24 protein-coding genes are annotated in these 25526 nt (G+C 53.4%); 7 read left to right on the top strand and 17 right to left on the bottom strand.

Features of this window, described 5'->3' with window-relative positions; genetic code table 11:
* The first annotated feature begins 19 nt into the window (after window positions 1-19).
* Window positions 20-763 carry a DUF4336 domain-containing protein gene (locus LF95_RS04685; protein WP_073953896.1) on the top strand — a complete coding sequence of 248 codons (744 nt, stop codon included), beginning with the start codon at window positions 20-22 and terminating at the stop codon, window positions 761-763.
* 92 nt (window positions 764-855) lie between these two features.
* Here the strand turns inward: LF95_RS04685 and LF95_RS04680 are convergent, their stop codons facing one another.
* From LF95_RS04680 to LF95_RS04665, 4 genes are all read right to left on the bottom strand, one after another.
* The gene (locus tag LF95_RS04680) at window positions 856-1698 is read right to left on the bottom strand and encodes a 5'-nucleotidase, lipoprotein e(P4) family (protein WP_073953895.1); all 843 of its coding nucleotides are present in this window, start codon (window positions 1696-1698) and stop codon (window positions 856-858) included.
* Window positions 1699-1917: 219 nt separating this feature from the next.
* Window positions 1918-2235: an acylphosphatase gene (locus LF95_RS04675; protein WP_073953894.1), complete on the bottom strand. Its 318-nt coding sequence runs from the start codon at window positions 2233-2235 to the stop codon at window positions 1918-1920.
* A gap of 46 nt (window positions 2236-2281) precedes the next feature.
* Window positions 2282-2599 carry a DUF1244 domain-containing protein gene (locus LF95_RS04670; protein WP_371440814.1) on the bottom strand — a complete coding sequence of 106 codons (318 nt, stop codon included), beginning with the start codon at window positions 2597-2599 and terminating at the stop codon, window positions 2282-2284.
* A 58-nt stretch (window positions 2600-2657) separates the two neighbouring features.
* The gene (locus tag LF95_RS04665) at window positions 2658-3392 is read right to left on the bottom strand and encodes an HAD family hydrolase (protein ID WP_073953892.1); all 735 of its coding nucleotides are present in this window, start codon (window positions 3390-3392) and stop codon (window positions 2658-2660) included.
* A gap of 331 nt (window positions 3393-3723) precedes the next feature.
* Here LF95_RS04665 and LF95_RS04660 point away from each other — a divergent pair, with 331 nt between their 5' ends.
* A complete protein-coding gene (locus LF95_RS04660) occupies window positions 3724-4458 on the top strand; it encodes an SDR family oxidoreductase (protein ID WP_073953891.1) in 735 nt (244 codons plus the stop codon).
* 166 nt (window positions 4459-4624) lie between these two features.
* Here the strand turns inward: LF95_RS04660 and LF95_RS04655 are convergent, their stop codons facing one another.
* The 5 genes from LF95_RS04655 to LF95_RS04635 all read right to left on the bottom strand — a co-directional run bounded on the left by LF95_RS04655 (window position 4625) and on the right by LF95_RS04635 (window position 14400).
* Complete coding sequence (locus tag LF95_RS04655) at window positions 4625-6745, bottom strand: methyl-accepting chemotaxis protein (protein WP_143181940.1); 2121 nt, start codon at window positions 6743-6745, stop codon at window positions 4625-4627.
* A 505-nt stretch (window positions 6746-7250) separates the two neighbouring features.
* Window positions 7251-9251, bottom strand: a complete 2001-nt coding sequence (gene accC / locus LF95_RS04650; RefSeq protein ID WP_073953889.1) for an acetyl-CoA carboxylase biotin carboxylase subunit — start codon at window positions 9249-9251, stop codon at window positions 7251-7253.
* Window positions 9252-9268: 17 nt separating this feature from the next.
* Window positions 9269-10801 (bottom strand): acyl-CoA carboxylase subunit beta, encoded by a 1533-nt coding sequence (locus LF95_RS04645; protein ID WP_073953888.1) that lies wholly within the window; start codon window positions 10799-10801, stop codon window positions 9269-9271.
* Between the two features lie 265 nt (window positions 10802-11066).
* Complete coding sequence (locus LF95_RS04640) at window positions 11067-13229, bottom strand: diguanylate cyclase domain-containing protein (RefSeq protein WP_073953887.1); 2163 nt, start codon at window positions 13227-13229, stop codon at window positions 11067-11069.
* A 349-nt stretch (window positions 13230-13578) separates the two neighbouring features.
* Window positions 13579-14400 (bottom strand): ATP12 family chaperone protein, encoded by an 822-nt coding sequence (locus LF95_RS04635; RefSeq protein ID WP_215905648.1) that lies wholly within the window; start codon window positions 14398-14400, stop codon window positions 13579-13581.
* 177 nt (window positions 14401-14577) lie between these two features.
* Here LF95_RS04635 and LF95_RS04630 point away from each other — a divergent pair, with 177 nt between their 5' ends.
* The 3 genes from LF95_RS04630 to LF95_RS04620 are packed head-to-tail and all read left to right on the top strand — an operon-like array spanning window position 14578 to window position 17215.
* On the top strand, window positions 14578-15600 hold the full coding sequence (locus LF95_RS04630; protein ID WP_073953886.1) for an ABC transporter substrate-binding protein: 1023 nt from the start codon (window positions 14578-14580) through the stop codon (window positions 15598-15600).
* 41 nt (window positions 15601-15641) lie between these two features.
* A complete protein-coding gene (locus LF95_RS04625; RefSeq protein ID WP_073953885.1) occupies window positions 15642-16427 on the top strand; it encodes an ABC transporter ATP-binding protein in 786 nt (261 codons plus the stop codon).
* A 17-nt stretch (window positions 16428-16444) separates the two neighbouring features.
* Window positions 16445-17215, top strand: coding sequence for an ABC transporter permease (locus LF95_RS04620; RefSeq protein ID WP_073953884.1), 771 nt, complete (start codon window positions 16445-16447; stop codon window positions 17213-17215).
* 68 nt (window positions 17216-17283) lie between these two features.
* Here LF95_RS04620 and LF95_RS04615 read toward each other — a convergent pair whose 3' ends face one another.
* On the bottom strand, window positions 17284-18108 hold the full coding sequence (locus LF95_RS04615) for a dienelactone hydrolase family protein (RefSeq protein ID WP_073953883.1): 825 nt from the start codon (window positions 18106-18108) through the stop codon (window positions 17284-17286).
* 345 nt (window positions 18109-18453) lie between these two features.
* Here LF95_RS04615 and LF95_RS04610 point away from each other — a divergent pair, with 345 nt between their 5' ends.
* On the top strand, window positions 18454-19068 hold the full coding sequence (locus LF95_RS04610; RefSeq protein ID WP_083607504.1) for an HAD family hydrolase: 615 nt from the start codon (window positions 18454-18456) through the stop codon (window positions 19066-19068).
* 98 nt (window positions 19069-19166) lie between these two features.
* Here the strand turns inward: LF95_RS04610 and LF95_RS04605 are convergent, their stop codons facing one another.
* Together LF95_RS04605 and LF95_RS04600 are read right to left on the bottom strand one after the other, a co-directional pair.
* Complete coding sequence (locus tag LF95_RS04605; RefSeq protein ID WP_073953882.1) at window positions 19167-19667, bottom strand: SRPBCC family protein; 501 nt, start codon at window positions 19665-19667, stop codon at window positions 19167-19169.
* A gap of 11 nt (window positions 19668-19678) precedes the next feature.
* Window positions 19679-20377 (bottom strand): HAD-IA family hydrolase, encoded by a 699-nt coding sequence (locus LF95_RS04600; RefSeq protein ID WP_073953881.1) that lies wholly within the window; start codon window positions 20375-20377, stop codon window positions 19679-19681.
* Between the two features lie 258 nt (window positions 20378-20635).
* Between LF95_RS04600 and LF95_RS04595 the strand changes: the two genes are divergently transcribed.
* The gene (locus tag LF95_RS04595) at window positions 20636-20893 is read left to right on the top strand and encodes a hypothetical protein (protein ID WP_073953880.1); all 258 of its coding nucleotides are present in this window, start codon (window positions 20636-20638) and stop codon (window positions 20891-20893) included.
* A gap of 85 nt (window positions 20894-20978) precedes the next feature.
* On the opposite strand, the gene LF95_RS04590 is transcribed toward LF95_RS04595, so the two are convergent.
* The 5 genes from LF95_RS04590 to LF95_RS04570 all read right to left on the bottom strand — a co-directional run bounded on the left by LF95_RS04590 (window position 20979) and on the right by LF95_RS04570 (window position 25492).
* Window positions 20979-22049 carry an RluA family pseudouridine synthase gene (locus LF95_RS04590; RefSeq protein ID WP_073953879.1) on the bottom strand — a complete coding sequence of 357 codons (1071 nt, stop codon included), beginning with the start codon at window positions 22047-22049 and terminating at the stop codon, window positions 20979-20981.
* Window positions 22046-22438: a fluoride efflux transporter CrcB gene (crcB, locus tag LF95_RS04585; RefSeq protein ID WP_073953878.1), complete on the bottom strand. Its 393-nt coding sequence runs from the start codon at window positions 22436-22438 to the stop codon at window positions 22046-22048. Before crcB ends, LF95_RS04590 begins: the two co-directional genes overlap by 4 nt.
* 318 nt (window positions 22439-22756) lie before the next feature.
* Window positions 22757-23281, bottom strand: a complete 525-nt coding sequence (locus LF95_RS04580; protein WP_168173656.1) for a DUF1499 domain-containing protein — start codon at window positions 23279-23281, stop codon at window positions 22757-22759.
* Window positions 23282-23469: 188 nt separating this feature from the next.
* Window positions 23470-24075 carry an FMN-dependent NADH-azoreductase gene (locus LF95_RS04575; RefSeq protein ID WP_073953876.1) on the bottom strand — a complete coding sequence of 202 codons (606 nt, stop codon included), beginning with the start codon at window positions 24073-24075 and terminating at the stop codon, window positions 23470-23472.
* A gap of 106 nt (window positions 24076-24181) precedes the next feature.
* Window positions 24182-25492, bottom strand: coding sequence for a replication-associated recombination protein A (locus LF95_RS04570; protein ID WP_073953875.1), 1311 nt, complete (start codon window positions 25490-25492; stop codon window positions 24182-24184).
* Window positions 25493-25526 lie beyond the last annotated feature (34 nt).

Here is a 25526-nt window from a genome sequence, read left to right as displayed (position 1 = left end):
TAATGTTTGCCGGGTATACATGTTTAAAATTGAAACCTATCAGCCCCTGAATGTCTTAAAGCCAATCGATGACAATATCTGGCTGGTAGATGGCCCGGTAATCGGTTTTCGCTATATGGGCGTAAGCCTGCCTTTTCCCACCCGAATGACGGTTATTCGCCAAAATAACGGCGATATATGGCTGCATTCGCCGGTTAAAATCTCGCCGGAGCTAAAGGCACAGATTGATGAACTGGGCCCGGTGCGCTATCTGATTGCGCCCAATACCATCCATTATGCCAGCATCCCGGAATGGATGCAGGCCTATCCGGCGGCAGAAAGTTTTGGCGTGGCGGGCATTGCCAAACGCGCCAAAGATAACGGGATTAACATTCGCCTTGATCATATATTGGACGATGTCGCCGATCCGGGCTGGTCGGGCGAGCTTGACCAGGTGGTGGTAAGTGGCAGTTATTTGACCGAGGCGGTATTTTTTCATCGCGCATCACGCACCCTGATCCTGACCGATCTGATCGAAAATTTTGAGGCCCACAAAATCAAAAGCCCGATCTGGCGGTTTTTGGTGCGCCTGTTTGGCACAATGGACCCGCATGGTGCGGCCCCGCGTGACATGCGCGCCACCTTCATGGGCCATAAACCCGCCCTGCGCAAGGCGGTGGACCAGATGATTGCCTGGAACCCGGAACGCATCATTCTGGCGCATGGCCGCTGGTATGACAAAAATGCCGTTGCCGAATTAAAACGCGCCTTTGCCTGGGTGTAAAATAATCCCACGCGATTTTTGGCAGAATAGAGATGGGGCCGGACACAACGCCCGGCCCCTTTTAAATACCGGGCCTGAAAAATCCCGACGGATTATTTCGGGCCGTTCCAGTCATTCAGAGCATCATATTTCATCTGGCGGCGTTCTTCGGGCGAGAGCTTCCAGTTATCGCCAAAGGCAGCCGATTCCCATGATCCGTAGGTCGGGTTGGGCAGCATGAACCAGCGTTCGCCCCAATAGGTCGAATATTCGTCCATCTTGGCCAGGCGGCCTTTTATATCGCCGCCCATATCATCGACAAAATCGCCAAAGTTATCGCCAAACATCATGATGATACGGTGATTGGCAGCAACGGCCTCCCGACGTGTCCCCTTTTCAGATGTCCACTCTTTCTTTTCCCCACGGACCATCACATGGTCAGCATCGGCATAAGGGAAGCCATATTTTTTCAGGTTGGCAATGGTGGCTGCTTCTTCAGGGGCTTTCCGGTTGGTAACGTAATAAACTGCCACACCCTTTTCCGCGGCGGCCTTGGTCAGTTCCAGCGCACCGGGTATCGGCGTGGAAATTTCAGCATTTACGAACTCTGCCCAGGTTTTGGAGCTATAAGACGTATCTTTCGTCACCACCCAGGCCTGATAAGCCGAGTTATCGAGCACGGTTTCATCAACATCCAAAACAATCGCGGGCTGTTTGGACATGTAATTTTCGCCCTGCTCCAGGGCGGCAGACCAGCTATGATCACCAATCGCGGCACCCAGCAGGCGCTCTGCCCCGGCATAAACCGACCTTGCCGTGGTTTTGAATTCAACCGAGGTCTGGTACCACAAGGTGGCATTCAGGCCGTCATTCGGTTTTGCGTCCTGTGCCTGGGCTGCAAAAGAAACCAGAGTGGCAAGTGCGGTGACACCCGCCATTTTCATAAATGCGTTCATCTTTTCATGCTCCCTGTTATCTGACGGGCGGTTGACCGCACGGTCAGGATCACAGGCAGGATGCCACGTTGTACGCCGTTGAAAACCCCTTTTTTATCACAAATTAAAGAAAGCCCCGTATCGGCCACCGGTCATACCGTCAGGCACCAAAACAAAAACGGCGCGATTATGCAAATCACGCCGACAGAAAATTCAGGGTCATGCCGAGTGTGCCATCTGCTAAAGCGTGGTGCGTTTCTCAAAGCCGGTAAATTCTTCGACAATGGGAATCGCCTCTTCATGAAGGCGGTCTACCCGTGCGGCTTCCGGGCCCTGGCGCGCAGCCCCCAACATGGATTGCACCGCCGATGGCGCACCGCAAAATACCGCCTCGACAGTACCATCCTGACGGTTTCGCACCCAACCGGTTAATCCGCGTTTCCGGGCCTGCTCTACGGTCCAGGCGCGAAACCAAACGCCCTGAACCCGGCCTTCGATACGTACCAGAACAGCAATATCACCATTGCCGGTTTGCGGGTCGGGATCGGTCTGTGCCATATCACACCTTCCTTTCCGGTTGCGCCGTTCTGCGCAAATAACTGTGTTATTTCGCGCCCGGAATCACCGCATGCAAATGGGCGTTTTCCTTAAACAGACGCTTTTGCTCTTCACTGGCCGGTGCCTGATAATTGTCTTTCCACTGATCATAGGTCATGCCATAGACCACCTCGCGGGCCTGGTCATAATCCATTGCCACATCATGCTCGCGGGCGGCGGCCAAATACCATTTCGCCAGGCAGTTGCGGCAAAACCCCGCCAGGTTCATAAGGTCGATATTCTGCACATCCTTGCGGTTTTGCAAATGGCCGACCAAACCGCGAAAGGCGGCTGCTTCCAGTTCCAACCGGGTCTGGGCATCCAGTTCGGCGGCAACACCATTGCCGGTGGCAGCTTCGTTGCTCAGGGTTGATCCGGCACAATCAGACATTTTCCATCCTCTCACAGTCAAGCTCTTTGCTTAAAGATGTAATCAGTTCGGGCACCTGCGCAATGTCGGCGGCCTCACAAAACAGGTCATTTTCAATTTCGATCTGACCAACCATTTCATGCACCCAGGTAATTTCATAGGGGATATGAATGGCCGCCCCACCGCATTCGAGAACCGGCAAAATATCGGACTTCATCGAATTGCCAATCATCACGGCCTCATAAGGCTCCACACCATAACGCCCAAAAATGTTGCGATAGGTCAGCGGGTCTTTTTCCGAAACGATCTCGACCCCGTCAAACAGCTTTTCCAGCCCGGAGCGTTCGATTTTAAGCTGCTGGGCGATCAAATCCCCCTTGGTGATCAAGACCAGTTTGCAATCGGGCGTGCGGGCGAAATGCTCCAGCACGGTGGTGGCCCCGTCAATCAGCCGGGTGGGCGCGCGCAGCATGGATTTGCCGATTTCGGCCAGCTCGTGAATTTCCGCCGCCGTGATTTGCTTGTCGGAAATCTCGATGGCGGTTTCAATCATCGACAGGGTGAACCCGGTGATTCCGTAACCGTAAATCGACAGATTTTCGAGTTCCGCCTTGTAAAGCCGCTCATCCACGGTCTTGCTATCGCCGTAGTTTTCCAGCATGGCGCGCAAACGCACATGGGCGTCGCGGAATAACGGTTCATTGTGCCAAAGCGTATCATCGCCATCAAAGGCAACCAGCTTGAACATTCACACTCTCTTGTTTCGTTTTTTATAAACCTGCCGCCCCTTTGGGGCCGCTTGCGACAGGACCGCCGACCATAAGCCAGAGCAAACACCTGGTAAAGTCCTGCATTGTTTATAGTTAATGCGTTTTAAAACCGTTACTAGGCATCGAAGGCCCCAATTTAACCTGACGGATCACTTTTGCGCGAATACCGCCAATGTGGCGCGTTGTCGTTTTGTGCAATCATTCAGGCAGAGTGTGTCTTTTGAAAATCCTGTCTCCAACTTAGGTTTTGTCCATCAGCAGATCGCAAACACACAAAACCTGATTCCCCAATAAGAAATGGAGACTTTGATGTCCGAAATTAAAAACAAGGTCGTTGCCATCACCGGTGCGAGCAGCGGTATTGGCGCGGCAACAGCACGCCTGTTGGCACAAAAAGGTGCCTGCATTCTTTTGGGTGCAAGACGCACCGAACGCCTTGAAGTCCTGGCAAATGAAATCAATGCCAATGGGGGCAAAGCGGCCTTCGCCAGGCTTGATGTTACCGATGCGCAAAACATGCAGGACTTTGTCGATTACGCGATAGAGCATTTTGGCAAACTGGACGTGCTGTTCTCCAACGCCGGGATCATGCCGCTTTCCATGCTGGCATCGCGCAAAACCGATGAATGGAACCGCATGATTGATGTTAATATTCGCGGTGTTCTGAATGGCATCAATGCCGCCCTGCCGGTTTTTGAAAAGCAGGGATCCGGGCATTTCATCAATACCGCCTCGATCGGGGCGCACATGGTGGTGCCAACGGGGGCGGTTTATTGTGCAACCAAATATGCCGTTTGGGCCATTTCCGAAGGCCTGCGCCAGGAATCCCAAACCACGCGCGTCACCACCATTTGCCCGGGCGTTGTTGAAACCGAACTGGGCAATGACATTACCGAAGAAACATCGAAAAATGCGCTGAAGGAATTCCGTAAAACCAGCCTCAGCCCTGACGCCATCGCGCGCGGCGTCGCCTACGCCATCGAACAGCCCAAAGACGTGGATATCAACGAACTGATCATCCGCCCGACTGTCAGCGCGTTCTAAAACCAAAACGGCAAAGCCGCCGGGAATGCCCTGGCAGCTTTGCGTTTTTACCCGTCCTACGCGGACAAAATAAAGCCGACAAAATAAAAAAAGGCACCTTCGCGAATTGGCGAAGGTGCCCAAAGCCAATACAACAGCCCTTCTGGCCCCTGCATTTCGTCCCTGCTTAACGCCGGACCGTCTTAAGAAAGATTTCAACCTGGTCCATAAGCGAGGTCCCGTTTTTGCCAAGCTCGGCGGCGGCTGTTAGCACCTCGTCGGCAGCCCCGCCGGTTTCGCCAGCAGCACGGGTGACATCGTCGATGTTGGAGGACACATCCGCCGTGCCCGACGCCGCCTGCGAGATATTGCGCGAAATTTCCTGTGTGGCCGCCGTTTGCTCCTGAATGGCAGATGCAATGCCCGTCGAAATATCATTCACACTGCTAATGGTGTCGGAAATCTCCTTGATCGCAATGGCGGAACTGCCGGTTGCCTCCTGAATGGCCCGGATTTGCCCGGCAATCTCGTCGGTGGCGCGGGCGGTCTGGGTGGCAAGTGTTTTAACTTCAGAGGCCACAACGGCAAATCCCTTGCCTGCATCCCCCGCGCGGGCAGCCTCGATTGTGGCATTCAGCGCCAGCAGGTTGGTTTTACCGGCAATATCATTGATCAGCAAAACAACCTCGTCGATTTTCTGGGCGGCGTCATTCAGCCCGCGCACCTTTGCGTTGGTATCAAGGGCCTGACGCACAGCGGATGCAATAATTTCGGTCGATTCCTCAACACGTGCGCCAATCTCGACAAAGGATGCCGAAAGTTCCTCGGTGGCGGAGGCAACGGTTTGTACATTTTTGGCCGTCTGTTCGGAGGCGGCCGCCACAACGACCGCCCGTTCGCTGGTGGTATTGGCCGTTTGCGACATGGACTTTGCCGTTGCCTGCAATTCCGTTGCCGCCATCGTCACACCAGATACCAGCCCGCCAACCGATGATTCAAATTCGTCGGCCATTGCATTCAGGGCCTGGCGTCGTTCTTCCTCGGCCCGGGCCTGGTCTTCGGCACGCTGGGCGATGTTGCGCTTTAAATCCTCCAGCATCTTGCGCAGAGCCTGGGCCAGCACGCCAACTTCGTCCTGCTGTTCAATATGCAGGGTTTGGTCAAAATCGTTGCGTGCAATACCGTTAGCAAAATCGGCACAACTGCGAATGGGTTTGGCAATGCTGCGTGCAGCCAGCACAATTAACGCAATAGCCGCAACCGCAATGACCAGCCCCACCATCACCGACCAGAAAATACTGTTCGATGTCCGGATGTGAATATCGGCTTCCAACTGGTTAACAGTAGCTTGAACCACTTCACGCGGGACAGAAATCAGAATGGCCCAAGGATGTTGGTCAATCCCCATTTTTACTGGCGCATAAACTTCAATATCCGGGGATGATGCGTCGTCCTCGACAATGCCGGTGCCTGACTGCACCGCATCAAATCCCGCACGCCATTCCGCACCAACAGATGCCGTACTTTGCCCGATTGAACCGGGATTTTTGCTATTGGCGACAATCAACCCATCATTGCCCATGATCACGACATTCCCCCGTCCTTCATAAATCGAGGCATCGACGGAAACGGCAAGCTTTTGAACAAAATCAAGATTATAATCGGCCCCGGCGACCCCGGAAAATTTACCGTTGATCATGATCGGCACCGACATGGTCGCCAAAAACACCGACTTTCCCTGTACAATATAGGGAAGCGGACCCAATATATTTTCCTTGCCGGTATTGGCAGGCGAAATATACCAATCCCCCTTTATCAACCCATTGGCATGTTTTTCGCTGCTGTCATATTCAACAAGTGGCTGAATGGCGATGTCACCATTGGTATTGCGTGTCCAATATGGCAAAAACCGCCCGGATTCATCCGATCCCAGTTCCCGATTGCCTTTAAAAAGCGCATCATTGCCATCAAGGGCGTTTGGCTCCCACGCAGAATATGTACCGTTAAACGCACCGTTTTCCTGCAAGACCTTTTTCAAAAGAGCGTTGAACTGGCGACGCCGTTCAGCATCGGCTGTCCCGGCATTTCCGCTATCTGCCAGCACCGAAAATACATGTGCCATATTACGGGCGACATCAAACGCCGTATCAAGCTCCGACTGAATTTTTTTCGCCTCAAGACGGGCACGATTTAACAGTATTTCTTTTACCTGACTGTCGACAATTCCCATAACTTCGGCTGTTGTCTGATCATTGCTGACACGAGTAGAAACGAGATTGTACCCGACCAAAGCCGCAACTGTTACCAACAGGCAGGTCCCTGACACCAAAGCAATCTTGAGTTGAATTGATTTTATACGCGACAAAGTGAAAACTGACATCCTGACTCCCTCTCCCCGTCATATCCAGCCATCATAAAACATACACTTTGGTATGGTTTATATATACTTTTGAGTATTGAAAATATGACTTAAGTCAAGGGTGGTATAATCACCAAGATGCCGAATTCTGCTGATGCAGCGAGGCCAAAAATTTAATTACTTAAAAAAAGCAGCAAACTATCGATATCTAAACAATATTTTTTCGACAAGCCAACACGTCTAATTCTTCATACGCACATGCAAAGAAAAACCTACCTAAAAGCATAATACTAAAGAACAAACACCTGGCATCACTATCCCTTGACACGCGCCACCAGAATTCAACTTTAAATTAAAAAATGGGCCAACGGCTCTCTCTGCCGTTGGCCCATTTTCATCAAAACACATTCTCGCACTGATCAAACCGTGTCACACCGCGAGAAATATCTGTCTGTTATACGTCTTTTTCAAACTCGATGATAATGGCATCGACCGACAGGTTCGCACCCTGCTTGGCGTGGATGGTTTTGATCACGCCCTTGCTTTCGGCTTTCAGCACGTTTTCCATTTTCATGGCTTCGAGAATGCACAATTCCTGACCCGGCTGGACGGTTTGCCCTTCCTCGACCGAGACCTTGACCAAAAGGCCCGGCATCGGGGAAAGCAGGAAGTTGGACATGTCTGGCGGGGCCTTGAACGGCATCAATTTTTGCAGTTCGGCGATACGCGGGCGCAAAACCTTGATGTTTTTTTGTACGCCATTGGTTGCCAGGCGATAGCCAGTCCCATCGATATCGACCTGCACACATAGCGGCACGCCATCAATTTCGCCGAAAAACAGGCTATCGCCAATTTTCCAGTCCGACACCACACCAAAGCTGCGATCGCCAATGGCGACAATGTAATCACCGTTAACGCCATCAATTTCGATGTCAAACGGGGTATGATCATCACCGGTGACGGCAACCCAGCTTTCATGCACCGGGGCGGCATTGTCGCGGAACTGGCCGCTAATGCCGCCATTGCGTTCGGCCATGCGCTGATTGATATAGGCCGCCACCGTGATCAGGGTTTGCGGGTCATCATTGGGCAGATCATCGGCCGAGAACCCATGCGGGTATTCTTCGGCAATGAAGTTGGTGGTGATATTGCCATCCTGGAAGCGCTTATTGGCCATCACCGCCGCCAGAAACGGAATATTGTGCGAAATGCCACGAATAAAATAGGCATCCAGTGCACGTCGCATATGATGGATGGCCTCGTCCCGGTCAGCACCATAGCTGACCAGCTTTGCCACCATCGGGTCGTAGAACATGGAAATTTCACCGCCCTCGAACACGCCGGTATCAACCCGGACATTATCTGTTTCAACGGGCGGCTGGTAATGGACAAGGCGACCGGTGGAGGGCAGAAATTCGCGAAACGGGTCCTCGGCATAGATGCGGGTTTCCATCGCCCAACCGGTCAGGGTGACGTCCTCCTGATGCAGGGTCAGTTCTTCGCCATATGCAATGCGGATCATCCATTCAACCAGATCCTGCTTGGTCACCAGTTCCGTCACCGGATGTTCGACCTGCAGGCGGGTATTCATTTCCAGGAAGTAGAAGTTTTTGTCTTTATCGACAATGAATTCCACCGTCCCGGCGGAGCAATAATCGACCGCGCGCGCCAGTGCCACGGCCTGTTCGCCCATGGCCTTGCGAGTTTCAGGGTCGATAAAGGGGGATGGGGCTTCTTCCACTACCTTTTGGTGGCGACGCTGAATGGAACATTCGCGTTCGCCAAGGTAAATGGCATTGCCGTGTTTATCGGCCAGCACCTGAATTTCAATATGGCGCGGTTGTTCGACAAACTTTTCAATAAAGACACGATCATCGCCAAAGCTGGAGGCAGCTTCGGAGGTGGCACGTTCAAACCCTTCGCGGCATTCGGCATCATTATGGGCAATCCGCATGCCCTTGCCGCCCCCGCCGGCCGATGCCTTAAGCATCACCGGATAACCAACTTCGTTGGCAATTTTAACGGCCTCGTCGGTATCCTTGATCACGCCCATATAGCCCGGCACGGTGGAAACACCGGCATCGGCGGCAATTTTTTTCGAGGTGATTTTATCGCCCATCGCGCCAATGGCACCGGTCGGCGGGCCGATAAATTCAATTTCGGCTTCGGCCAGGGCCTTGGCAAAATTCTGATTTTCCGACAGGAAACCGTATCCGGGATGCACGGCCTCGGCCCCGGTCTGTTTGCATGCCGCGATGATTTTATCAATCAGCAGATAGGACTGGTTAGATGGTGCAGCACCGATATGCACGGCTTCATCGGCCATTTGCACATGCAGGGCGTTTTTATCGGCATCCGAATACACCGCCACGGTGGCGATGCCCATTTTGCGGGCGGATTTAATCACACGGCAGGCAATTTCGCCGCGGTTGGCAATCAGGATTTTCTTAAACATTTCTGGATGCTCCGGGCTTATAACGGGATATTGCCGTGTTTTTTGGCAGGGTTTTTGACGTCCTTGTTGCGCAACATCGCAAGCGATTTGCACACCCGACGCCGGGTGCCATGCGGCATGATGACATCATCGATAAAGCCCTTGCGCCCCGCGACAAACGGGTTGGCAAATTTCTGGCGGTATTCTTCGGTGCGGGCCTCGATTTTCGCGGGGTCGTTCATATCAGCCCGAAAAATGATTTCCACCGCCCCTTTGGGCCCCATCACCGCAATTTCGGCACTGGGCCAGGCATAGTTGACATCGCCGCGCAAATGTTTGGACGCCATCACGTCATAAGCGCCGCCATAGGCCTTGCGGGTAATGACGGTTACCTTGGGCACCGTTGCCTCGGCATAGGCATAAAGCAGTTTGGCACCGTGCTTGATGATGCCGCCCAGTTCCTGGGCCGTGCCCGGCATAAAACCCGGCACATCGACAAAGGTAACGATGGGAATGTTATAGGCATCGCAAAAGCGCACAAAACGCGCCGCCTTTTTAGAGCTGGCAATATCCAGGCAGCCTGCCAGCACCATTGGCTGGTTGGCGACGATGCCCACCGCACGGCCATCCATACGCGCCATGCCGATAATGATGTTTTTGGCATAATCGGGCTGGATTTCGTAAAAATCACCTTCATCGACGGTTTTAAGGATCAGTTCCTTCATGTCGTAAGGCATGTTGGGGTTTTCGGGCACCAGGGTATCGAGCGAATAATCATCGCGATCCACCGGGTCCTCGCATGTGCGCGCCGGCGGCTGTTCCTTGTTGGACAGCGGCAGAAAATCTATAAAGCGGCGGGTTTGCAGCAGCAAATCCACATCGTTTTCAAAGGCCAGATCCGCCACACCGGAAACAGCGGTGTGTGTCATCGCCCCGCCCAGTTCCTCGTGAGTGACTTCCTCATGGGTCACGGTTTTCACCACATCAGGCCCGGTCACGAACATGTAGGAGCTGTCCTTGACCATGAAAATAAAGTCCGTCATCGCCGGGCTGTAAACGGCCCCGCCCGCACATGGCCCCATGATCAGCGAGATTTGCGGAATAACACCCGATGCCTCGACATTGCGCTGGAACACATCGGCATAGCCCGCCAGGCTTTCGACCCCTTCCTGAATACGCGCCCCGCCGGAATCATTAAGGCCAATTACAGGCGCGCCGACCTTCATGGCCTGATCCATGATTTTGCAAATTTTACGGGCATGCGCGCCGGAAAGCGCACCGCCAAAAACCGTGAAATCCTGGCTGAAGACAAATACCAGTCGGCCATTGATCGTGCCGTGACCGGTTACAACACCATCCCCGGGAATGCGGTTTTCGGTCATGCCGAAATCAACGCAATCATGTTCGACAAACATGTCCCATTCCTCGAAACTGCCTTCGTCAAGCAGCACATCAAGGCGTTCGCGTGCGGTAAGTTTGCCTTTGGCGTGCTGTTTGTCGATGCGCGTCTGCCCGCCGCCCATTGCGGCATTGGCGCGCATTTCTTCGAGTCTGGTGATGATTTCCTGCATGCTGGCTGATCCTTGTTTGTGGCCCGGCCGGAATAAAAACAGCGTCCCGCAAAATACGGGTGCAAAACTGAAATACCATTATTCGGTACTGGAATGCCAATTATTTTTACACAGCAACATTCAATACCGCAACCGGGCAAATGCCTGAATTCCCTAGCGTCAAAGGAAAATACCAGATCGAACAGAACTAAAGTCTAGGATATGATGGAATAAGATTATTCGCCCGATACGGCGTGAAAACAAAGGCGACTGTCGCATATATTGCTTAAATGACGGAAGGCCGCGCCTGATGAACCCGAAAAGTATTTCGCCCGGCTTCCTTGGCCTGATAAAGGGCGCGATCCGCCTGCCAATATAGGGTTTTGGGCAAAATCCCCTCACAACCGGCACTTATGCCAATGCTGACACCGACCTTGATGTCGTGCCCCTCGATATGGCTAGGATGGCTGACATGGTCAATCACACGCAAGGCCGCCTTCTTGGCAATGGCGATGTCTTCCACATTGGTCAGCAAAACCGCAAATTCATCACCACCCAAACGGGCGATAAAATCACTTTCGCGAAATTGCTTTCTAATGCGTTCGGCCACATCAACCAGCAGCGCATCCCCCACCGGGTGCCCGAAGGTGTCATTGACCATTTTGAAGTTATCCAGATCGAGCAACAGTAAAACAACATGCCGCCCTCCGGCCCTGCATTTTGCAAGGGCGCCGGCCAACTGGTCTTCAAACTGGCGACGGTTGCCAAGGCCGGTAAGCGGATCAGACAGGGCCATATGGCGTATGCGCTGTTCAATTTCCTTGGAAAGGGTGATGTCACTATGCGTACCTGACAGACGCAGTGGCTTCCCGTCCTCCGACCATTCAAATACCTTGCCCCGATCCAGCACCCAAACCCAGCTTCCGTTTTTGTGTTTCAGGCGGTATTCACAGTCAAACTGATCAATTTCATCGTCAAAATGGCGATTTAACAGACCAGTGATGGTTTCGACGTCGTCAGGATGACAAAGATCGATCCAACGATCCACATTGCACGGCATCAGTTCTTCCAGGGTATATCCCCCGATTTCCGCCCAGCGTTCATTAAGCCGGATCTCGCCCGTCTGCACATTCCATTCCCAGGTGCCCGCATTGGTGGCCCGAACAATTTCATCCAAACGCTGGCGTTCCAGCTGAAGCTGACGGTTGGCCTTGATCAGGCGGCGCTCATATTCGTTTCGTTCTGTCACATCAAAGACAATGGAGTTAATATATTCGGAGCCATTTAACATGATGCGCCCGGAATTGACCCGCACATCGCGAATGGCACCATCAGCAAGCCGATGCCGGAAGGAAAAACTGGCAGCACCGTTATCAACGATCTTTTGCACCGAGCTGGCGATAACATCGCCATTCTCCACATTGATCTGACCAATCACCATGCTGCGCAATGTGGCATGATCATAGCCGTAAAAATCACAGGCCGCCTTGTTGGCATCCACAATCTTGCCAGTTAACGGGTCAATCAGCAATTTAACCGCCGGGTTACGATCAAACATCTGGCGATACAGGCTTTCGCGTTCGGCAATCGCGGTTTCGGCATTTTTCAAATCGCTGACATCGGCAAAGGAAACCACCGCCCCTTCGGTTTGGCCAGTTTCGGCATCAAAAAGCGGCTGGGCATTGATGCGCACCCAGATCCGGCGATCAGCGGCACATTGTATGCCCATAATCACGCCATAAACCGGCTCCTGCCTTTGCAGGGCGCGCACAACGGGGAAATCATCGGGGCAGAAAGGATGCCCGTGCTGATCAACAGCCTGCCAGCAATTATCGGCAGCCTTAAGACCCAAAAGCGCGCTGGCACTTAATCCCAGCATTTTTTGCGCGGCCAAATTGCTTTTTACAATAGTGCCGCGCGCATCATAGACCATGACGCCATCGGGAATGGTTTCCAGCAAATGCTGGTAGCGACGGTTGCTTTCCTGCAAGGCCACCGAGATTTTCCGGTATAATGACGGGTTACGCAACATACCGACAATGGTCCCGCCTTGCGGGTCAGCACCAGGAATTTTCATTGCCTGATCAATCACATCAAGCCATTCGCCATTGCGGTGACGAATACGGAAACGCCGGGTCAGCGTTTTGCCACACATTTCAGGTGGCAGCGTGGCAAGCGATGTTAACCTGCCAATGTCATCAGGGTGCGCCAGTGACAAACACCAATCCGCACCAGGCACGCCCAGATCGGAGATATCATAACCCAGCATTTGTTTGAGATTGGCACTAAAACTGCTTTTTTCCGGGCAGGCAAGATCAATGAAATAAAGCAGGCTGTCTGTGTCTGACGGTGGCGCATCATGTTCACAAGACACGCCTGATACCGTCAAACCGTTGAGACGGTCGAGAACGTTTTCAAGATACCCACCTGTTTTACTCTCGGTCGTCATACGCTGCCTCCGCATCACCCGCACCCTGCGCACCCCCAAATTCCCTGCGCGACGATCGGGAAGGCAAAAATACCTTCTTCTAATATAACCACCCATCTAATACGTATGTATATAACCTTTGCAATATAAATCTGCAATTGAGGCAAGAAAATAAAGAAAAACTGTAAATATCTGATATTTTTTAAGTTCATTCGCCGGAAAAGGCCAACAAACCAGGAACACAGCTATCATTGCGTATTGGATGACCGACAAAAAAACAGGCACCCTTCGCAAAAGGTGCCTGCCGGTCGCCTATCCTTCTCCACAACACATAATATGTCGCAGAACGTGGAAGCAATTAGGGGTTTGATTACAGGGCCGATCCGTTGCTGCGCAGCAGTGCCAAAAACTCCCCAGCAGCCAAAATCTCGTGCCGCAGGCGTTCCCGGCGCACGGTGGCCTCGGCATCCTCGCCCCAGTTTTCGATGGAATAGCTTTCATCGATCTGGGAAATGTCAAAGGCCCCTTGCGCATCCAGGCGACCATGAAAAACCGCCAGACCAATCACAACAGAACCGGAAACCGTGATCAGGGTGTGCAGGGCGGCCAATTGATGGTCATCCAGCGGTTCGATCACGTCCTGGATGGCAAGAAGAGCGGTATCTTCCTGCGATACCGGCATCACACCCTGTGTCACCTTTAGCGCAATTGAAAATTCGCTTTCGGCCCAGTCAAGCAGGGGCTGCCAGTGTTCGTTCTGACGTGTGACCAAATCATCGGGATATTGCGCCCGATAACACAACAAATCACTCCGTCCATAACCGACAAGCTCGGCAATGACGGCAGTCCGGTTGGGGGCAACGCGGTCAATCGCGGTTGCCGCCAGCTGCATATGCGGCATGGTTGCCGGAACAATATGCTCGTCCTGCGCATCCCATTCGGCGGCAATCTTTTCGGCAAGAGGTTGAACCGGCAGCAAAAACTCTGCCTTGGCCGGGGTTTTGACAGCCCGCCCGTCCAGATGCACGCGCCAGCCCGCTCCGCCTGGGTCGGGAACTGCCGCCACGTTTTTATAAAACCGTTTGATCGATGAATTTACCATAAAGGCGATATGCCCAAATCCGTCAAAAGACGCAAGGGGTTTGATGCCAAAAGTGGCACTGATCGCCTTTTGCAGAAAAAATATGCACATTTTTTAAACAAAAATTTACGCAGCTTATATTTTAGACATTCCAGGACACTGCTCAAACCCGCTGCCAGCATAGAGGGCGGAAAAATGGCATGAGGCTTGCTGATATTTTGCGGGTTTCTAGGCCTGAGGCAATGAAACATATCGCGCAAACGCGATGCAATCGGGAGACTTCGACAGATGGGTAAATTGGGTTTACGGATCGCGGCAATCGCGCTTGGCACAGCGGCACTGGTGGCGGGCCATGCAGCAAAAGCAGATACACCAATCAAATTTTCGCTTGACTGGAAATTTGAGGGCCATACCGCACCTTATATTCTGGCCAAGAAAAAGGGCTATTTCGCCGATGAGGGGCTGGATGTCACGATTGATTCGGGCAATGGCTCGGTCGGGGCAATCACGCGGGTTGCCAGTGGCGCCTATGACATTTCCTTTGCCGATATCAATTCGCTGGTTGAATTCAACGCCGCCCACCCGGACCAGGCGATGAAGTCGATTTTCATGGTCTATGACCGCCCGCCCTTTTCGCTGTTCATGCTGAAAAAAAGCGGCATCACCAAACCCGAAGACCTGAAGGGCAAGACGCTTGGTGCGCCGGTTTTTGATGCCTCGCGCAAGCTGTTTCCCGCCTTTGCCAAGGCCACCGGCCTATCGATGGATGATGTAAAATGGGAAAGCATGGACCCGCCGCTGCGCGAACCGATGCTGGTACGCGGTGATGTCGATGCCATTTCCGGCCATTATTTCACCTCGGTTCTGAACCTTGAAAACCAGGGCATCAAAAAAGACGACATGGTTGTCTTCAAATATGCCGATTACGGCCTGGATTTTTATGGCAACGGGATGCTGGCCTCCAAGGACATGATGGAAAATCATGGCGACCAATTGCGCGGTTTCCTGCGGGCCGTGGTCAAGGGCTGGCGCGATGCGATTGCCAACCCGGACGAGGCGATTGCCGCCCTGAAAGAAGTGGACCCGCTGATCGATACCGACCTTGAAACCGAACGCCTGAACATGGTGATCGAGGATAACGTCATTACCGACGAAGTGCTGGCACATGGCATGGGCCCGATTTCGACCGAGCGCATGGCAAAAGCCATCGAACAGGTCAGCCTGGCCTTTGGCCTGCAAAACCCGCCCAAGGTCGCCGATATTTTCACCAGCATTTACATGCCTGGCGAAGCAGACCGCAAAATCAAATAATAGCCACACAAAACAGCGAAACAGGCAGGGAGAAGAAGGCTGTGTCGAGCAGTTTTGTCGAGCTAAACAAAGTCACGCTGCGTTATAGCGAGGGGGATGACCTGGCACTTGATACAACGGACATGAAGATCCAAAAGGGTGAATTCATTGCCGTTGTCGGCCCTTCAGGATGCGGCAAATCCTCCCTGCTGAAACTGGTGTCAGGGTTGATGCCGCCCAGCGATGGCACGGTGATTGTCGATGCCAAGGAAGTCGCCGGACCGTTAAAAATTGTCGGCATGGCCTTTCAAAACCCCACCCTGCTGCCGTGGCGGACGACACTGGATAATGTGTTGCTGCCTTTGGAAATCGTAAAGCCACACCGCAACCGCCTGCGCAAACACAAGCAGGAATATATCGAACGCGCCAAAGACCTTTTGGCAACGGTCGGCCTGGCCGGGCACGAAAACAAATACCCGTGGGAGCTTTCAGGCGGGATGCAGCAACGCGCTTCGCTGTGTCGCTCCCTGATCCACGAACCCGACCTTCTGATGCTCGACGAGCCCTTTGGCGCGCTGGATGCGTTTACCCGCGAGGAATTGTGGGACATTTTGCAAAACCTTTGGATGAAACGGCCCTTTACCGTGATTCTGGTCACGCATGATCTGCGCGAGGCGGCCTATCTGGCCGATACGGTTTATGTGATGTCCAAGCGACCGGGCAAAATACTGGTAGCGCGTGAAAACACCCTGCCCCGCCCGCGTGACCAGGAAACCACCTTTACCCAGCCCTTTATCGATCTGGTTCATGAATTGCGCAGCCATATCCGCGATGTGCGGGCAGCCTAGACGAAAGGGCCGATAAAATGACCAAACGATCCCTTCAAAACCGGGCAAGCCCCTGGATCAGCGCGATTGTTCTTTTCCTGTTATGGGAAGGCATTGTGCGGCTGTTTCACATCCCGGATTATGTTCTCCCAACACCCTCGGCCAGCCTTGAAGCGGCGTGGAAATTCCGCAGTGCGATCTGGATGCACGCGGCACAAACGCTTTATACAACGCTGTTCGGCTTTGCCATTGCTGTTGTTTTTGGCGTTTTTCTGGGTGCACTGGTGGGGTCCAGCCGGGCGATTTATACGGCCGCCAACCCGCTTTTGGTTGGTTTCAATTCGGTGCCCAAGGTGGCCCTGGTACCGGTTTTGGTGATGTGGTTTGGCATTGGCACGGTGCCTGCCGTGATTACCGCCTTCATCATTTCGTTTTTCCCGATCGTGGTCAATGTGGCCACCGGCCTTGCCACGCTGGAACCCGAATTGCGCGATGTGTTGCGATCCCTGGGCGCGACCCGCACCGATATTCTGATCAAGGTCGGCTTTCCCCGCGCCCTGCCCTATTTCTTTGCCTCCCTTAAGGTTGCCATCACGCTGGCCTTTGTTGGATCGGTCATTTCCGAAACGGTGGCGTCCAATGTCGGGGTTGGGTATCTGATGCTGTCGGCCTCGTCGAAATTCAACATGCCGCTGGTTTTTGCCGGCCTTTTGGTGATCGCGGCGATGGGCATCATCATGTATGAGTTTTTCAACATTGTAGAGCGCCGCTCCACCCGCTGGGCCAACCGCGCCAATCCCACCGGCTGACGCCCCCCATACCAATAAAAAAGGGCCTGCACGCGTTTAGTGCAGGCCCACATCACATTCGCCTTTGCTCAGGCAAGGTGTTCTTTGAAAAAGCCAAGCGTGCGTTCCCAGGCCAGCTTTGCGTCCGCGGCGTCATAACGCCCGCCGGTCGGGTTGGCGAAGGCATGGTTGGCCTCGTACCAGAAAATCTGGTAATCGGTTTTGCCAGCTGCTTTCAGCGATTTTTCAAACCCGTCCACCATCGCCTTGTTGATATTCTGATCCAGAGTACCAAAATGCCCCATCAATGGGGCATTCAGGGTTGCCAGTTGTTCAGGGGTTTTGGCAACATTGCCATAATAAATCACACAGGCATCAACAGTGGTGGCAAGGGCGGTATTCAGCGACCAGCCGCCGCCAAAGCACCAACCCACAACGCCCACTTTGCCGGTACAATCCTTATGATCCTTCAGATAGGCAACCGATGCCTTAAGTTTCGACGTCGCCGCAACCGGGTCCACCTCTGACATCAGCGATTTTGCGCCAGCAGGTGTGGTGGCCGCCGGTTTGCCATATAAATCAACCGCCAGCGCGATAAAACCCTGATTGGCATACTCCGCCGCAGTTGCACGAATTTGGTCATTCAGGCCCCACCATTCATGGATCAGCAAAACAGCCGGTGCAGGCAATGCGGCAGGCAAAATCACCTCGGCGACCATTGTTTCACCGGTTGGCGCGGTGATCGTGACCTTTTTCAGGGTTTCGGCGGCGGCATGCGCCAAAATCGGATCGGCCAGAACCACAGCCAGCGGCAAAACAGCAAGGCCTTTTAAAAACAGACGTCGTTCCTGATCCGTTGCCTTGGGCGGCGGCCCCAAATGATCGTTTGATCCACATCCGTCCAGTGTGCACATCCTCGCCTCCTGATTTCCCGATTTTTACATTAAAGGGCGATGGTGGCAAAATGCCACCGTCCCCGTTACAACCTGCCCGGTAAATTTACCTTCAGTTAAAATCCTTTACGAGCCTTCGTCAAATGGCAAGTCAAACTCCTGTCAGAGAGCACTAGCCCGGCAGGACATCACACGATAACCTTTTGAAAAAAATAGAATCATGCGAAAAACACATTCTCAAGAGCACAATGGGGATGTGAACATTTTCACCCACGCCGTCACAATGCGCCGCCAAAATAATGGTACGAAGGCGGCAAACATGCCCCGTCATGAACTGGCAACTTTAAAAACCAAACGCAGGAAAAAATGCAGGAAATAGAAACCGTACTATTTGATCTGGGTGGCGTGCTGGTGGATTGGGACCCGCGCCACCTGTATCGCAAGATTTTTACCGATACCGCCGAAATGGAATATTTCCTGAGCGAAGTCTGCCATCCGCACTGGAATTTCCTGCATGACAAGGCGGCCCTGGAATTTGAAACCTCCATTCCCGAGCAGCAACATCGCCACCCGAAATATCATGACCAAATTGCCGCCTGGCGGGATCGCTGGCCCGAAATGATGGCAGGTTCGATTATGGGTACCGAACGCCTGCTTGAGGAGTTAAAGGGCAAAAACACCGTACGCCTTTATGCGCTGACCAACTGGTCGCACCAGACATGGCCCCATGCCCAGGAGAAATTTGCGTTCCTGAAAAATTTTGAGGGCATCCTGGTTTCCGGACAGGAAAAACTGGCGAAACCCGACCCGCGCATTTTCGAGCTGACCGCCAGCCGGTTTGGCCTTGATCCCAAAACCACGCTGTTTATTGATGATTCCGAAAAGAACATCCAGCAAGCCCGCGAAATGGGCTTTGCCACCCACTGGTTCCGTGACCCGATCCGCCTGCGCAAGGATTTGATGGAACGTGGCGTGCTGTAGGGTAATTCCCACACTTGCCGCAACCAAAGCCCAAACAAAAAACAGGCCAGTAGAGTCCATCTACCGGCCTGTTGTTGTTATGAAATCGTATAATGGGCTTATTTGTTGTTCTGGCGCAAATAGGTGGCAAAAACCTCGCCAAAGACCTGCTGCCAGCCGGTAATATAACCATCGCGCACGGCAGTCGCGATTTCACCCAGATTTTCCCATTCCCAATGCACCAGCTTGATCACACAATGCCCAAAGGCATTTTGATCAAAGCTGACACTGACACGGGTATAATCACCAGAATCCCACCCCGGATGCCAGGTAAATGCCACCTGCTCGCCGGGCAGCCAGATTTCGATTTTACCCCATATTTGCGGTGTCCGGCCCTTTGCGGTTTCGATAATTTCGCCGCCCAACCCCGGGTGCATCCTAATACCGGTGCAGTCTTCGCGGGCAATCGTATGTGTGGCGCGTGGCCACCAGTCGCCAAAACCTTCGGTAAAGGCAATAAAGGCCGCATCCGGGTCACGTGGGACGGTAATTTCAACGGTTACAGGATCAAGCAGAGCCATGTCACGCCCGTTATCAAGGGTCAAATTATCATCAGCCATCTATCTGTGCCTCAGGCCGTTTGTCCGGCAGTTTTCCATAACGCTTCCAGCATATCGGGAAGTTGATCAAAATGATCAATCACCGCATGCGCCCCGGCTTTTTCCAGTGTTTCACGTTCATGATATCCCCAGGCCACACCAATCGACAGCATCCCCGCTGCCCGGCCCATTTCGATATCAAAGGTGGTATCGCCAATCATCGCGCAATTGCGCGGATCCGTGCCGGTTTCGCTCATCGCGGCTTCCAGCATCGAGGGATGTGGCTTTGACGGATGGTTATCGCAAGTCTGAAGCGTGACAAAACGACGCGAAAGGTTATTACGCTCCAGCACCGCATCAAGGCCGCGCCGTGCCTTGCCGGTTGCCACCCCGGAAAGCCAGCCGCGCTGATCCAGGGATTCGATCACTTCAAGAACACCCGGAAAAAGGGGTTCAAAAAAATCAGGGCTTTGGCGCAGGGTAAAAAAGGCGGACTTGTAACTGTTGGTCACAGCCTGGATCAGGGACGCCTCCAGCACCGCGGGCCGGGCCAGCCGGGCAATGGCCTCGGGCAGGCTCAGGCCAATAATGGTGCGGGTTTTTTCCAGGCCCGGGCATTCCAGGCCGTGTTCGGCAAAGGCATGATCCATGCAATGGGCGATGGCGTGCTGACTGTCTACCAGCGTGCCATCACAATCAAAGATCACAAGTCGCAGCAAATCCGTCGTCATTCAGAAAACCTGTTTTATGGGCCGCCATGCCGATACATGACGCTTGGTCATCACGTTCCTCGTGCCCCGTAGAGGTAGCCTGCCTGCCCGGTTTGGTCCAGCCAAAAGCGGATTTGGCCCCGAGTCTTCATCCCAAAAGGCACGGCCCGCCCGAGCCGCGCGCAAGTCTTTCAACCTAAACGGAAATTCACCGGACTGTAAATAATTAGAAATATATAATACACTTAAGCATCGCCCCGCTAACAAGGGGAGGAAACCATGCTAACCCTGAAGGACTGCTTTGACTTTAGCGACCTGAATGAAGACGAAATCTGCGCGATTGCCGAATGTGAACACATTCCAATCATCAGTGCGCTGGAAGAAGGTGAAAACCTGATTCATAGCACACATGGACGCCAGCAGATCGCCACGATGCTGCTGAGGCGCGCCCAGGAATGTGAACTGTCGGGTATGGAGGTTCACGCAGGCCATCTGCGCTGCATTCACAAGGCGTTTATTGCCCGGTTCCCGACTTAAGCTTTTCGGGTAAACAAAATTCACCGGCAAGGCAGCATAATCGGCCCTGCCGGTGGGTCTGTTTTAACGCCACACACAAACGGCATTAGCGCCGGGACGTAGCACGACGTGCCGGTTTCTTTTCTTTTTCACGATGAATTTCGGGCGTCAAAAACTTGGTTGGTGTTTTCGCATCGAAATTAAGGGTTTTCAGGCTGTCGGCAAAATGCGGCGGCACCGGGGCCTCGATCACCACACGATAGCCGGTAACAGGATGCGGGAAATCGATCGCACGGGCATGAAGGTGCATCTGATTTGCCAAACCATCGCGAAAGGCCTTGGCCCCGCCATATTTACCATCACCAATAATCGGGCAGCCTATCGCCTCGGTATGGGCGCGAAGCTGATGGGTACGCCCGGTCAGCGGTGACAGGGCCAGCCAGGCCGCCTTCTGCCCCGCACGGGCAAGCTGGCGATACACGGTTTGCGCGGTTTTGCCCTGCTTTTCATCAATCACCATTTTCTCGCCGCCCTTACCGCCCTGTTTGGCCAGGGGGGCGTCGATCAAACCTTCACGTTCTGCGGGCGCACCGGCAACCAGCGCCCAATAAAGTTTGCGGGTGGTTTTATCCTTGAAAGCGCGCGTTAGCGCCGCGGCGGCCGATGCCGAACGGGCCAGCAGCAACACACCGCTGGTATCCTTGTCCAAACGATGGACCAGTTTCGGGCGTTCCTTGCTATCAAGCTTTAGCGCATCAAGCATGCCATCAATATGCAGGGCGGTATTGGTCCCCCCTTGCACGGCCAAACCGGCAGGTTTGTTGATTGCCAGAACAACTTCATCATAAAACAGCACGGAATCGCGCAGGGCCTGCAAGTCTTCCTCGCTGGCATCGACACGCGACGGGCCGGTTTTCGCCTTCGGTTCGTAATTGCCATCCTGCCACGGCATTTCGCCGCCACCCGACATAACAGGCACCGGCGGCACGCGAATTTCCTGCCCAGGCTCCAGGCGCTGATTGGCCTTGGCGCGTTTGCCATCCACGCGGATCTGGCCGCCACGCAGAAATTTTTGCACCTGACCAAACGTAAATTCCGGGCAATTACGCTTAAACCAGCGATCCAGGCGTGTTTCCGCCTCGTCCGCCTTAACCCGACGCAGGGTAACACCGCTCATTGGAAAGCTCCTCGTACCAATGCCATTGCCCCAAACAGGGCCGAAATACCGACAAACACCGAAACTGTGACATAAAGGGCCGCCAGCGCAAAATTACCCCGTTCATATAGGGTCGCTACATCGAGGGAAAAAGTGGAAAAAGTCGTAAACGCCCCCAAGAACCCGGTAACGATAATGGCGCGAATTTCCGGGCCGATGGAAAATTTAAGGGCACCCAGCTCAATGACCAGGCCCATAATGAACGATCCGACGATATTGACGGTGAAAGTGCCCCACGGGAACCCATGCCCCATCAGCGAATTCATCCAGTCGGAAACGACATAGCGCGACATGGCGCCCAACGCCCCGCCCAGGGCGACACAGGCAAAAATGATCGGTGAAAATTGCATGGCGGGAAGCTAGTCCTTCAGTGTTCAAATGTCACATGCGAAAACCGCACGGGCGATACGCGCCTTCGCACGGATCAATTGAAATGAAATTGCCATCACGACCATGCTGCAATTCATTCTGGCAGCAAAGACGGCATCAGAAAAAAGGCTGGCTCCGGATGTAACAGAGGACAGGCTTTCAGGCAATATTGTCGTCTGTCACTCCCTCGTGACTCCCTTTCAATCTAAAGAATAAGGGAGTTTAGACCATCTTGATAAACAGAATAAAAGACAGCCAAACCCCTTGGTCTTTAAGCAAGGTTGATGAACAAACCGTATTTATTGGCTGACAGGCACACCACGGGTCAGCGCAGAAAGCTGGGAGACCAGCTTCTCAAGGCGCTTTTGATTGGCTCCCAAATCGTCGGCCCCATATACCGAGCGGCTATAAGCCAAAAGTTCGCTGCTATTGTCTTCAACCGGAGATGCCTGCAAATCAACCCAGTCGGGAAAGCGAAAAATGGAACTGCGAACGACAAAGCGAATATGCAGGGTTTCGCCATTACGATATGTGACCTTGCCGTGCATTGACGGCACCAGTTCCTCGATCCGGCTAAAAAGCTGGGAGGCACTGACAGGAAAAACCGGGCTTTCAATTTTACGAATGGCGGGCGGGCAATGTCCGCCCCCGCATACCAGATAAAAATTGGGCTGTGCTGGCAGTGGCATTTCCGGGGAAAAACGGGTGACTTCGGGCTCACCTGCGGGCAGCATCGAGTCAAGCAGCCCGCTAAATCGCACCCCTGCAAATGTCAGGCCTGCAACCGCAATCAGCCACATGATCAGCATCACACACCGCGACACATATTTCCCCTTATTCCATCTTACGATGTCACCTTGATGATGACACACTGCCAGTTCGCCAAATATATACATAGAATATTAAACGACTGTAATTGCAAAAACAAAAGACCGGCATGCAGGCGCATACCGGTCTTTTATGTCATTCAGCGCTAAAAAACATTAGCGCCGAGATATTATAGTCAAAGCAATCAGGCTGCTTTGGGCAATTCAGCAGCTTCAACAGCAGCCAAACCTGTTGCCATTGCCTTATCGGCATCAACGGCAAAACCAGCGGCTTCGATCACGGTAACATCGGTAATGCCGAGGAACGCCAGGAACTGCTTCATGTAAGGGGTCGCAAAGTCTGCCGGGCTGTTAACCGGAACGCCGCCGGTGGAAACAACCAAATAGGCCTTTTTGCCGCCAAGGGCACCAACCGGACCGTTTTCGGTATAATTAAAGGTCACGCCAACGCGGGCAACCATGTCGTTCCAAGCCTTCAGCGTGGACGGCACGGCAAAGTTGTACATCGGAACACCGATAACCACGGCGTCAGCGGCCTGCAATTCGGCAACCAGCGCGTCGGATGTTGCCAAAAGGGCCTTCTGAGCATCGCTGCGGCTGTCGGCCGGCGTGTAATAAGCCCCCACAACATCGCCATTGATGGCCGGTGCAACATTCGCATCGAGCACGCGCGAGGTCACTGTCGCCGACGGATCAGCTGCTTTCATACGCTCGATCAGTTTCAGGGCAAGCTGGCGGCTTTTGGAATTTTCACCGTTTACGGACGGATCGATGTGCAAAATGGTGCTCATGAAAGAGTCTCCAGTCAGGGTAAATTGATATGTCCGCACCATATCAATTTCCGGACTTGGGACTATCCATTGATAGTGCACATGTTTGTTTCCAGAAATTGCCTAATCAATCATCCGTAGCGCGTTTTTGCCGTTCCCGGCGCAGTTTGGCGAAATAATCCACCCGCTTGCGCAAATCGCGCTCAAAGCCGCGCTCGACCGGATCATAAAACTGCTGGCGGCGCATCCCGTCAGGAAAATAGTTCTGGCCGGAAAAACCGTCTTTCTGGTCATGGTCATAGGCATATCCCTGCCCATAGCCAATTTCCTTCATCAGTTTTGTAGGCGCATTCAGAATATGGGCCGGTGGCGTAAGCGACCCGGTATCCCGCGCAATACGGGCAGAATGATTATAGGCATTATACCCGGCATTGGATTTGGGGGCCAACGCCAGATAAATCACCGCCTGGGCCAGGGCCAGTTCACCCTCCGGGCTACCCAGCCGTTCGTAACTTTGCCAGGCACCCAGGCAAATTTGCTGCGCCTGCGGGTCAGCCAGGCCAATATCCTCGATCGCCATGCGCAACAAACGACGCGCAACATATTTGGGGTCTTCGCCGCCCATCAGCATCCGGTTATACCAGTAAAGTGCCGCATCCGGGTCCGATCCACGAACCGATTTATGAAGTGCGCTGATCAGATTATAATGGCTGTCATTGCCCTTGTCGTAAATCGGCATGCGTTTCTGAATCACGCGCGAAAGCTCTGCCACACCCAGCGGGCCGTCATCGCTGGCGGGCAGCATAAACAACTCTTCGGCCATATTCAGCAAATAGCGCCCATCGCCATCGGCCATGGCTCGAAGGGTCGTGCGGGCCTCGGCCGTTACCGGTAGATCAAACCCCATTTCGCTTTCGCTACGCTTTAAAAGCTCTTCTAGCGCCGGATCATCCAGGCGTTTGAGTACCAGCACCTGACAGCGCGACAAAAGGGCGGCATTTAGCTCGAATGACGGGTTTTCGGTGGTTGCCCCGATCAGGGTGATGGTGCCATCTTCAACATAAGGCAGGAAACTGTCCTGTTGGGCCTTGTTGAAACGATGGATTTCATCCACAAAAAGCAGGGTGCTGGCCCCAGTGACACGCCGGCCGCGCGCCCGCTCGAACACCTTGCGCAAATCCGCCACGCCGGAAAAAATGGCAGAGAGCGGCTCGAACGCCATATCGGCAATATCGGCCATCAAGCGGGCCAGCGTGGTTTTGCCACATCCCGGTGGGCCCCACAAAATAACCGAGGGGACACGCGCGGTTTGCGTCATCCGGGTCAAGGGTCCGTCATCGCCAAAAAGATGATCCTGCCCGACAATCTCTGTCAGTTTGCGCGGGCGCAAACGATCTGCCAGCGGGCGGGCAACCTGACTTTCAAATAAAGATACCATGCCTGCCTTATACCCTTTCGCACCCGTTTTCTGC

Source organism: Thalassospira sp. TSL5-1 (assembly GCF_001907695.1).
In the GTDB taxonomy this organism is placed as follows: domain Bacteria; phylum Pseudomonadota; class Alphaproteobacteria; order Rhodospirillales; family Thalassospiraceae; genus Thalassospira.
Note: the sequence above shows the minus strand (reverse complement) of the source record. Positions and strands in the feature narration are given on the sequence as shown.